We start from the raw sequence: 10,748 nt of genomic DNA on the forward strand, positions 1-10,748 counted from the left end.
GACGGCGACCCGCCCGCCCGGTTCCAGGCCCGCCCGCAACAGGTCGGCCGCGACCCGGTCGGCCCGCTCGGCCAGCTCCCGGTAGGTGGTCGCCGTCCGGCCCTCGACGACCGCGATCGCCCCCGGCCGGGCCGCCGCCCGCTCGACGAACAGCTCGTGCAGGGTGCTCTCGCGCGGGTACGGCACCCGGCTGTCCCGCACCTGTCGGTGGACGTCCCGCCACGGGTTGGCCACGGCCGATCTCATGACATCGCGACCAGGATGCGCCGGTCCCCGGTGTACGCCCGCCGGCCGTGCAGGGCCAGCATGTTCTCCACCAGCAGCACGTCGCCGCGCCGCCACGGCACGTCGAGTGCGTGCCGCTCCGCGGTGGCCCGCACCTCGTCGAGGTCGGCGGCGGGAATGTCGGAGCCGTCGCCGTAGCTGGCCCACAGCGGTAGGTTCGTCGGGTCACCGGCCAGGCTGAGCAGGGCCTCGGCGTCGGCCGGCGGCAGGTTCGACACGTGCCACTGGTCCGCCTGGTTGAACCAGGCCCGCTCCCCGGTCACCGGGTGCGCGCGCGTCGCCGCCTGGGTCTGCCAGCTGCGCAGCCCGCCGTCGGCGGTCCACTCGTGCCCGGCACCCGCCTCGTCCAGCAGCGTGCGGACCGCCTCCCGGTCGTCGGTCTCGTAGGTGGCCTGCCACGACTTGCCGAGCCCGAAGCCGCCGTGCATCGTCCGCCGGTAGGTCACCCCGTGGCGTTCGAAGCGCTCACGCACCCCGGCGTCGAGGTCGCGCAGCAGCGTACGGCCGTCACACAGGTGGGTGGCGCCGCCGCCGGCCGGCTCGACCAGGCAGCAGAAGTAGAGCCGCTCCGGCCAGTCCGGCGCGTACGACAGCTCGTTGTGCAGCGAGATGTCGTACCCGGCCGGGTAGTCGGTCGACGTGTAGACCCCGTCGGTGACCTGGGTGCGAGGTGAGTTGCCGTGCGCGTAGCCGCGGGTCGCCACGCCGAAGTGGTCGACCACCGCGCGGAAGTCCTCCGGGGTGCCCACCGGCAACCCGCGCAGGAAGACGGCGCCGTGCCGGAGCAGCAGCGCGGCCACCGACGGATCGCACCGGTCCAGTTCGGCGAGGCCGGCCGCCAGGTCGCCGGCGCCGGGCACCGTGACCATGGCGGCCGTCGTGCCACCGGACGGGCTGTTCACCGTCTCGATCTTCATGGGGTCCTCATCTCTGGAAGTCGGGCGCGGCCGGTCACTCCGCCGGTTCCGGCAGGGTCCGCAGGCCGGGGATGGGCGAGAACAGGTAGACGAAGATCGGCAGGATCAGGCAGAGCCCGAAGACCACCAGGACCGGCCGGATGCCCCAGACCTCGGCCGCCGCGCCGGCGGCGAAGGCGCCCAGGGGCGCCAGGCCGAGCGAGAGCCCACGGAACGCCGAGGCCACCCGTCCCTGCATGTTGTCGGGGGTCAGCGCCATCCGCACCGAGCCCATGCTGACGCTGCTCATCGGCATGGTCAGACCGGTGGCGAACTGGACGAGCGTCAGCAGCACCACCGCCGGCCAGAACGACCTCGGCGTGAAGGGGATGAGCAGGAAGGCCGGGTTGCAGACGACGGTGCACCAGATCGCCGTCCGTCCGGGGCCGAAGCGGCGCAGCGCCGGGATGGAGAGCGTGGCGCCGACGACCGCGCCGGCCCCGCCGGCCGCGAAGATCAACGCGACCACTCCGCTGGGCAGCTTGAGATCCTGCACCAGGAACAGGACGTACAGCGTCTGGATGCCGCTCCAGAAGGTGACGAAGATGCCGGTGGAGATCACCATGGGGCGCAGGATGGGCTGCCGGACCACGTACCGCAGCCCGGCAGTGATCATGGGCAGCAGCCGGGGCCGCGCCCCGTCGCCCTCGGGCACCGGACGTGGCTCCGGGGTGCGGATCGTGGCCAGGTTGACCGCCGAGATCAGGCAGGTGATCGACCCGACCAGCAGCGCCACCGCGGCGTTGAACCTGGCGATCAGGGCGGCCGCCAGGGCGGGCGCCCCGAGCTGCGCGACCGAGTGGCTGATCGACAGCTTCCCGTTCGCCTCCCCGAGGTGTTCCCGGGTCACCAGCGACGGCAGGTACGCCTGGTAGGCGACGTCGAAGGCGATACCCATCACGGCGACACCGAACGCCACCACGTAGAGCCACCCCATGGCGAGCTGGTCGGTGAGGAAGAGCAGCGGGATGCTCAGCAGCAGCACGAACCGGCCGAGGTCCGCCCCGATCATGACCGGGCGGCGCCGGACGCGGTCGAGCCAGACCCCGACCACCAGGTAGAGCAGCGCCGGCAACCGCAGCACGGCCCCGAGGATGCCCATCTCGGACGGGGTGGCCGCCAGCAGCACGACCGCCACCAGCGGCAACGCCACGACGGTGACCTCGGAGCCGAGCATGGCGAGACTCTCGCCGCTCCACAGTTTGAGGAAGTCGCGGTTGCCCCGCAGGCCGCGGTCCGCGCCCTTGTCGGGAGCGCCCTGCTCCGGGGCCTCAGCGGGTGCGGTCCGGCTGTCCATGGTGCATCCATCTCCTCATCTGTGCCGCCATCTGGCTGACGTACGGCTCGTACACCGCGGTGAAGCGGGTTCCGGGGATCGGCTGGACGGCGAAGCGACCGGTCACCAGGTCCCGCCATCCGTAGTCGCGATCCGGCGTGACGTCGTGGTCCTCACTGGGCATGAAGAGCACCACGTCGCCCGGGTAGGGGGCGTGCGTGTAGTGGCCGACCGCGTGCGCGTTGGCCCGGAACACGGCCAGGTAGCGGCGCACCTCCTCGATCTCGGTCGCCGCGTACTGGAGGGTGTCCTCCTGGGTGGCCGCCTGGATGATGGTCAGCAGCTGCTCCTCGGGCGAGCGGGTGCTGAGCTCCTCCGGGTCCACCGTGTTCAGGCCGCCGGCCAGGGCATGGATCATGAGCTGGGTGTCGCTCTCCAGGGTGGTCCGGACGACCGGCTCCTCGATCGACGACCAGACGGGCATGACCAGCGGCACCTCGGCGCCGCCGTCCCGCAGCCGGCGGGCCACCTCCAGGGCGATGTTGCCGCCGATGCAGAAACCACCCAGCAGGTACGGCCCTTCGGGGCGGATCGCCCGGATGTGCTCGGCGTAGCGGTCGGCCATGGTGTCCAGCCCCTGGATCGGCTCCTCGCCGGGGGTGAACCCGTAGCCGGGGATGGCGTAGACGGGCTGGTCCGGGCCGAGGTGCTCGGCCAGTGGCCGGTACCGGAAGATCTGCCCGCCGAGCGCGTGCAGGAGGAACAGCGGTGGCCGGTCACCGGTCTCCCGCAACGGCACCACCCGGTCGACCACCCGGGCCCTGCCCGGGACCCCCGCCACGGCCGGGGGCGCCGCGGTGACCACCTCGGCGAGCTGGGCCACCGTGGGTGCGGCCAGCAGCGAGGCCAGCGGCAGCTCGCGCGCGAACTCCTGGCGCACCAGCATCGCCAGCCGCAGCGCGATCAGCGAGTGCCCACCGAGGTCGAAGAAGTTGTCGTGGACACCGACGGTCTCGACGTTGAGCAGCTTCGCCCAGATGGCGACGAGCCCGGCCTCGGTGGGGTTGCGTGGGGGTGTGTGGTCGGTGCGGGTCACGTCCGGTTCCGGTAGCGCCGAGCGGTCGAGTTTCCCGTTCACCGTGGTCGGCAACTCCTCGATCACCACCACCTGCGCCGGCACCGCGTACTCCGGCAACCGACGACCCAACACCACCCGCCAGTCCACACCCGACACGTCCACCCCGACCTCGGGCACCACATAACCCACCAACCGCACCCCGGCGCCCTCACCCCGCGCCACCACCACCGCCGAACGGACCCCCGGCACCGCCACCAACGCGGCCTCCACCTCACCGGTCTCGATCCGGAAACCCCGCACCTTCACCTGACCGTCAGAACGCCCCAGGAACTCCACCGACCCGTCCGGACGCCACCGCGCCACATCCCCCGTCCGATACAACCGCGCACCCACCACACCGAACGGATCCGGCACGAACCGCTCCGCCGTCCACCCCGCCCGACCCACATAACCCCGACCGACCTGCACCCCACCGATACACAACTCACCCGGCACCCCCACCGGAACCCGACCCAACCCCGAATCCAGAACCTCCACCCGCGTATTCGCCACCGGCCGACCGATAGGCACCACACCACCACCCGGCGAACACCGATGCCACGTCACATCCACCGCCGCCTCGGTCGGCCCATACAAATTGAACAACTCCACCCCGGGCAACACCTCGAAGAACCGACGCACCACATCCGGCCCCAACGCCTCACCCGAACAGAACACCCGACGCAACCCCGCCGCCCGAACCCCCACACCAGGCTCCGCCAAAAACGCATCCAACATCGACGGCACAAAATGAACCGTCGTCACCCGCTCCGACTCCACCACACCCAACAACGCCGCCGAATCCCGATGCACCCCAGGATCCACCACCACCATCGACGCCCCCACCAACGACGGCCAGAACAACTCCCACACCGACACGTCGAAAGAAAACGGCGTCTTCACCAACACACGATCGTCCGCCGCCAACCCGAACTCGTCCTGCATCCACCACAACCGATTCCAAATCGACCGATGCGACACCCCCACACCCTTCGGCCGACCCGTCGAACCAGACGTATAGATCACATACGCCAACGCCTCACCCGGCACCGCCACACCCAACGGCCCATCCGCACACCCCACCTCCTCACCCAGCACCACCACCCGCACACCCACACCCACCACACCCGCCACCCGATCCGCCAGATCAGCCGACGTCACCACCACCCCCGCACCCGAATCAGCGACCATCACCCCCAACCGCTCATCCGGCAACGACGGCTCCAACGGCAGATACGCACCCCCCGCCGCCACCACCCCATGAACCCCCACCAACAACCCCACACCCCGCTCCGCACACACCCCCACCACCGAATCCACCCCGACACCCACACCCACCAACAACCGACCCAACCGCCGCACCCGCGACCCGAACTCCACCCCCGACACCACACCCCACGAACCCACCACACCCCCACCACCACCCACCACATCCACCAACGACCCCACCCCGAACACCCGCGACACCCCCGAGACCGGAGGTTGGTGGGCGGGGTCGAGCAGCGGTCGGGTCGGGCGTGGGCTGGCCGACGGGTCGTCGGTCATCGCGGTGAGGGCACGGAGGTAGCAGTCCCGGAACCCGGCGATCTGGTCCGGCGGGAACTGGTTGGCGTCGAAGCGCAGCTCCAGGGTCAGGCCGACCCCGTCGGGGTCGCGGATCATGTTCGCCGCGAAGGCCAGGTTGGTCTGTTCGAACGTCTCGCTGCCGAGCAACTCGACGGGGCCGGCGTCGGCGGCGCCCCGGTAGTGGTGGAAGTCCCGGAAGTCGAAGATCGCGTCGAACAGCGCGTCGCGACCGGCCAGCCGCTGGATCTCGAAGAGCGGGAAGGCGCGGTGGGGCATCACCGCCAGTTCCGCGTCGAAGACCCGGCGGACCAGGTCGCTCCAACTCGCCGCGGTGACGTCCACGCGCAGCGGCACCGAGTTGAGGAACAGACCGAGGACCTCCTGCGCCCCCTCCTGCTCGGCCCGGGCGTGGGTGACCACGCCGCTGACCGCGTCGGCGGCGCCGGTGAGCAGGGCGACCACCCGCAGGTGTGCGGTGAGCAGCACGGTGCGCAGCGGCACCCCCAGCTCGACCGCGAGCCGGCCCAGCCGCGTCACCAGGTCCGCGTCGAGGCCGGTCCGCAGCGCGTCGACCCGCTCACCCCGCTCGACCGGATACCCGGGCAACCGGGGCAGCCGGCCGTCCGGCGCGTCGGCCGTCAGCCTGGCCCAGAAGTCACGACTGGCCGGGGCGACGACGGCACGCTTCTCCCGCGCCACGAACTCCCGGAACGTGACCGACGGCGCGACGACCGGCAGCGGCGTGCCGTCGAGGTGACCGGTGTAGCGGCGCAGCAGCTCGTCGACGAGCAGCGACAGGCTCCAGCCGTCCAGGATCGCGTGGTGGAAGCTGATCGTGAGGTCGAAGCGGTCGGCCGGCAGCAGGTGCACGACGACCCGGGCCAGCGGCGGCCGGGCCCACTCGAACGGCCGGTGCCGCTCGTCCACCGCGAACCGCTCGACCTCCCGGCGCGCCACGTCGTCCGCGGCGTCGCGCAGGTCCACCTCCTGCACCGGTACGGTCGCGGTGCGCCAGACCAACTGCATCGGCTCGCTGAAGTTGGTCAGGTCGAAGCCGGTCCGCAGCACCGGGTGCCGGACGGCCAGTTCGGCCAGCGCGGCACGCAGCGCCTCCGGGTCGTACCGGCCGGAGACGCGCAGCGTCAGCAGGTCGTGGTAGGTGGCGGTGTCGGAGTGGTACTCGCTGTGGTAGAGCATGCCGGCCTGAAGGGCGGTCAACGGGTACGCGCTCTCGACGGCGCCCCGCTCGCGGGCAACGGTCTTCATCACTCGGACGCTTCCTTCGCTTCTCCGTAGAGCCGGTCCAGCACGTCAAGGTCACCGGCGTCGAGGAGGCCGAAGTCCGAGTCGTCCGGGCCGGTGGTGTCACCCTCGGGCGCACCGGCATCCGCCGCCGCGGCACCCGTCGGTCCGATCGCCTCCGCCAACGCGGCCACCGTCTGGTGGCGGAACAGTTCCGGCAGGCTGACCTCGTGGCCGGCGGCACGCAGCCGCGCGATCACCCGCAGGCTGCTGATCGAGTCCCCGCCGAGGTGGAAGAAGTTGTCGTGGACACCGACCTCGGCCAGGCCCAGCACCTCGCACCAGATTCCGGCCAGCAGGTGCTCGGTGGGGTTGCGTGGGGGTGTGTGGTCGGTGCGGGTCACGCCCGGTTCCGGTAGCGCCGAGCGGTCGAGTTTCCCGTTCACCGTGGTCGGCAACTCCTCGATCACCACCACCTGCGCCGGCACCGCGTACTCCGGCAACCGACGACCCAACACCACCCGCCAGTCCACACCCGACACGTCCACCCCGACCTCGGGCACCACATAACCCACCAACCGCACCCCGGCGCCCTCACCCCGCGCCACCACCACCGCCGAACGGACCCCCGGCACCGCCACCAACGCGGCCTCCACCTCACCGGTCTCGATCCGGAAACCCCGCACCTTCACCTGACCGTCGAAACGCCCCAGGAACTCCACCGACCCGTCCGGACGCCACCGCGCCACATCCCCCGTCCGATACAACCGCGCACCCACCACACCGAACGGATCCGGCACGAACCGCTCCGCCGTCCACCCCGCCCGACCCACATAACCCCGACCGACCTGCACCCCACCGATACACAACTCACCCGGCACCCCCACCGGAACCCGACCCAACCCCGAATCCAGAACCTCCACCCGCGTATTCGCCACCGGCCGACCGATAGGCACCACACCACCACCCGGCGAACACCGATGCCACGTCACATCCACCGCCGCCTCGGTCGGCCCATACAAATTGAACAACTCCACCCCGGGCAACACCTCGAAGAACCGACGCACCACATCCGGCCCCAACGCCTCACCCGAACAGAACACCCGACGCAACCCCGCCGCCCGAACCCCCACACCAGGCTCCGCCAAAAACGCATCCAACATCGACGGCACAAAATGAACCGTCGTCACCCGCTCCGACTCCACCACACCCAACAACGCCGCCGAATCCCGATGCACCCCAGGATCCACCACCACCATCGACGCCCCCACCAACGACGGCCAGAACAACTCCCACACCGACACGTCGAAAGAAAACGGCGTCTTCACCAACACACGATCGTCCGCCGCCAACCCGAACTCGTCCTGCATCCACCACAACCGATTCCAAATCGACCGATGCGACACCCCCACACCCTTCGGCCGACCCGTCGAACCAGACGTATAGATCACATACGCCAACGCCTCACCCGGCACCGCCACACCCAACGGCCCATCCGCACACCCCACCTCCTCACCCAGCACCACCACCCGCACACCCACACCCACCACACCCGCCACCCGATCCGCCAGATCAGCCGACGTCACCACCACCCCCGCACCCGAATCAGCGACCATCACCCCCAACCGCTCATCCGGCAACGACGGCTCCAACGGCAGATACGCACCCCCCGCCGCCACCACCCCATGAACCCCCACCAACAACCCCACACCCCGCTCCGCACACACCCCCACCACCGAATCCACCCCGACACCCACACCCACCAACAACCGACCCAACCGCCGCACCCGCGACCCGAACTCCACCCCCGACACCACACCCCACGAACCCACCACACCCCCACCACCACCCACCACATCCACCAACGACCCCACCCCGAACACCCGCGACACCCCCGAGACGGCGGGGGCCGGGTCGTCGGGCGCGGTGAGCGGCAGCCGGGACAGCGGTACGTCGGGTGAGGACGCCGCCGCGTCGAGCAGCGCCAGGTAGTGCCGGGTGAGCCGGTCCGCCAACTCCGCCGAGACGAGATCGGTGCGGTACTCGAAGGTTCCGGACAGTCCGTCGCCGTCGCGCCACAGCAGCACGCTCAGGTCGAACCGGGCGGCGTCGGCGCCCAACGGGAGCCGCTCGACCGCGAGCCCGGACACCGCGGGTGCCGCACCGCGTTCCTCCTCCACCGAGAACAGCGCCTGCACCAGCGGGTCGGTGCCCAGCTCCCGTCCCTCGGCCAGCTCACCGGCGAGCAGCTCGAACGGCACGTCCCGGTGGGCGAACGCGCCGACGGTGGTCTCCCGCACCCGGGCCAGCAGGTCCCGGAAGGTGGGGTCGCCGTCGAGGTCGGTACGCAGCACCAGGGTGTTGAGGAAGAAGCCGATCAGCGGCTCCAGTTCGGACTGACCGCGCCCCGCGACCGGCACGCCGACGGCCAGGTCGGTCTGGCCGGTGTAGCGCGACAGCAGCGTGTAGAAGCCGCCGAGCAACGCCATGAACAGGGTGCCGCCCTCGCCGCCGGCGAGCACGCGCAGCCGGTCGACCAGTTCGGCGTCCAGGTGCAGCGGCGCGTGCGCGCCGGACGTGCTGCGACGGTCCGGGCGAGGGCGGTCGGACGGCAGCTCCAGTCGGGTCGGCAGACCGGCGAGCCGGGCCCGCCAGTACGCGAGTTGCCCGGCGCCCACCCCGGCCAGCAGCTCCCGCTGCCAGAGCGCGAAGTCCGCGTACTGGACGGCGAGGCGGGGCAGGTCGTCCGGGGAACCGCCCGCGTAGAGGACGCTCAGCTCCGACACCAGGAGATCCATCGACGGGGCGTCGCTGACCGCGTGGTGCAGGGTGACGAGCAGCAGGTGCTCGTCGTCGGCGACGCGCACCAGCACCGCCCGCAGCGGCGCGTCGGCCGCCAGGTCGAACGGTACGGCGGCGTGGGCCTTGAGCGACGTCCACAGCTCGGCGTCGCGCACGGCGGCCGGCCGGCCGCTGACGTCGAACTCCCGCAGGACGGGCGGCTCGTCGTCGACGACCAGCTGGTGCACGTCGTCGTCGACCAGCAGCAGTCGGCTGCGCAACACCTCGTGGCGGCGCACGACGACGCCCAGCGCGACGCGCAGCGCCTCCCGGTCCAGGTCGCCGCGCAGGCGCAGCAGCAGCTGGGTGTTGTAGAGCGGGCTACCCGGATCGAGCTGGTCCAGGAACCACAACCGGCGCTGGCCGTAGGACGCGAGCGTCGGGCCGGTGCGGTCCACCGGCCGGACCGGGGGAAGCGCGGCGGCGCCGGTCAGCCCGGCGATCCGCGCGGCGAGTCCGGCGGGGGTGGGCGCCTCGAAGACCGCGCGGATGGGCACCTCGACCCCGAAGGCGGCCCGCAGCCGGGCGACCAGCCGGATCACCAGCAGCGAGTGCCCGCCGAGGGTGAACAGGTCGTCGTGCCGGCGTACGGAGGGCCGGTCGAGCAGCTCCGCCAGCACCCGGGCGACCACCTCCTCGGTGCCGACTCGCGGCACGTCGTCGGGGACGGGGGCCTCCGTCGGTTCCGGCAGCCCGGCGTGCTCCCACCGACCGGCGCGGTCCTCCACCACGGCGGGCAGCGTGACCACGGCGTCGGGGATCCAGCCGTCGGCGAGCCGCCCCCGCAGCCGGGCCGTCCAGTCGACCCGGTCGACGTCGGCGTCCGGCTCGCCGACCAGGTAGGCGACCAGCCGGACGGCACCGTCCGCCGGGCGGACCGCCACCGTCGCGGCGCGGACGCCCGGTTCGACCAGCAGGGCCTGGGCGATCAGCGCCGGACGGATCCGGTACCCGTCGCGGAGCAGTTCGTCGGCGAGCCGGCCGTGGTGCTCCAGGGCGCCGTCGGCCCGCCGGCGGACCAGCTCACCGGTGGCCACCAGGACGTCGCCCGGCGAGCCGTACGGGTCGGGGGCGAGCAGCCCGTGCGGACCGTCCCCGGTCCCGTGGTCTCCGGCCGGACCGGGCACCCAGAGCTGACCGATGGCGCCGGTGGGCACCCGGCGCATCCGGTCGTCGAGCACCTCCAGCCGCCGGCCCGCGGGCCGGCCGAGCAGCCCGGGCGGCGCCGAGCCGGTGATCCGGCGGCTCGCCACGACACCGTGGGCGGGCAGGTCGAACAGGTCGTCGACCAGCACGCCCGGCAGCCGGTCGGCACACCGTGCCGCCAGGGCGGGCGACACCGGCCCGCCGACGCAGCGCACGGCGACGAGGTCGGGCAGCGTGAGGTGCGGCAGGTCGAGCAGCCCGGCGAGCCGGGCGGGGGTGAGCGCCACGCTGCTGGCCCGGTGGGCGCGCAGGGCCTCGG

The 10,748-nt window shown here is 71.9% G+C and carries 5 protein-coding genes and 2 pseudogenes; all 7 read right to left on the reverse strand.

Annotated features, from left to right (window positions below; all coding sequences use genetic code 11):
- On the reverse strand, nucleotides 1-246 hold a 246-nt coding region (locus HUW36_RS16100), incomplete at its 3' end, for an AMP-binding protein (RefSeq protein WP_174528921.1).
- The gene (locus HUW36_RS16105) at nucleotides 243-1,202 is read right to left on the reverse strand and encodes a TauD/TfdA family dioxygenase (protein WP_174528922.1); all 960 of its coding nucleotides are present in this window, start codon (nucleotides 1,200-1,202) and stop codon (nucleotides 243-245) included. The genes HUW36_RS16100 and HUW36_RS16105, both read right to left, overlap by 4 nt.
- 34 nt (nucleotides 1,203-1,236) lie before the next feature.
- On the reverse strand, nucleotides 1,237-2,538 hold the full coding sequence (locus HUW36_RS16110; RefSeq protein WP_174528923.1) for an MFS transporter: 1,302 nt from the start codon (nucleotides 2,536-2,538) through the stop codon (nucleotides 1,237-1,239).
- The gene (locus HUW36_RS35145) at nucleotides 2,513-3,682 is read right to left on the reverse strand and encodes a thioesterase domain-containing protein (protein ID WP_425487241.1); all 1,170 of its coding nucleotides are present in this window, start codon (nucleotides 3,680-3,682) and stop codon (nucleotides 2,513-2,515) included. Before HUW36_RS35145 ends, HUW36_RS16110 begins: the two co-directional genes overlap by 26 nt.
- Nucleotides 3,656-5,179, reverse strand: a pseudogene (locus tag HUW36_RS35150) (amino acid adenylation domain-containing protein); the annotation flags it as partial. The pseudogene HUW36_RS35150 and the gene HUW36_RS35145, both read right to left, overlap by 27 nt.
- Nucleotides 5,168-6,466, reverse strand: a pseudogene (locus HUW36_RS35155) (condensation domain-containing protein); the annotation flags it as partial. The pseudogenes HUW36_RS35150 and HUW36_RS35155, both read right to left, overlap by 12 nt.
- On the reverse strand, nucleotides 6,466-10,748 hold a 4,283-nt coding region (locus HUW36_RS16120; protein ID WP_174528925.1), incomplete at its 5' end, for a non-ribosomal peptide synthetase. The pseudogene HUW36_RS35155 and the gene HUW36_RS16120, both read right to left, overlap by 1 nt.

Origin of the sequence: Micromonospora maritima, from assembly GCF_902825405.1 — a bacterium.
Taxonomy (GTDB): domain Bacteria; phylum Actinomycetota; class Actinomycetes; order Mycobacteriales; family Micromonosporaceae; genus Micromonospora; species Micromonospora maritima.

Coding starts and splice junctions, on each gene's coding strand:
- HUW36_RS16110 (WP_174528923.1), bottom strand. CDS start 2,538: ATGGACAGCCGGACCGCACCCGCTGAGGCCCCGGAGCAGGGCGCTCCC.
- HUW36_RS16105 (WP_174528922.1), bottom strand. CDS start 1,202: ATGAAGATCGAGACGGTGAACAGCCCGTCCGGTGGCACGACGGCCGCC.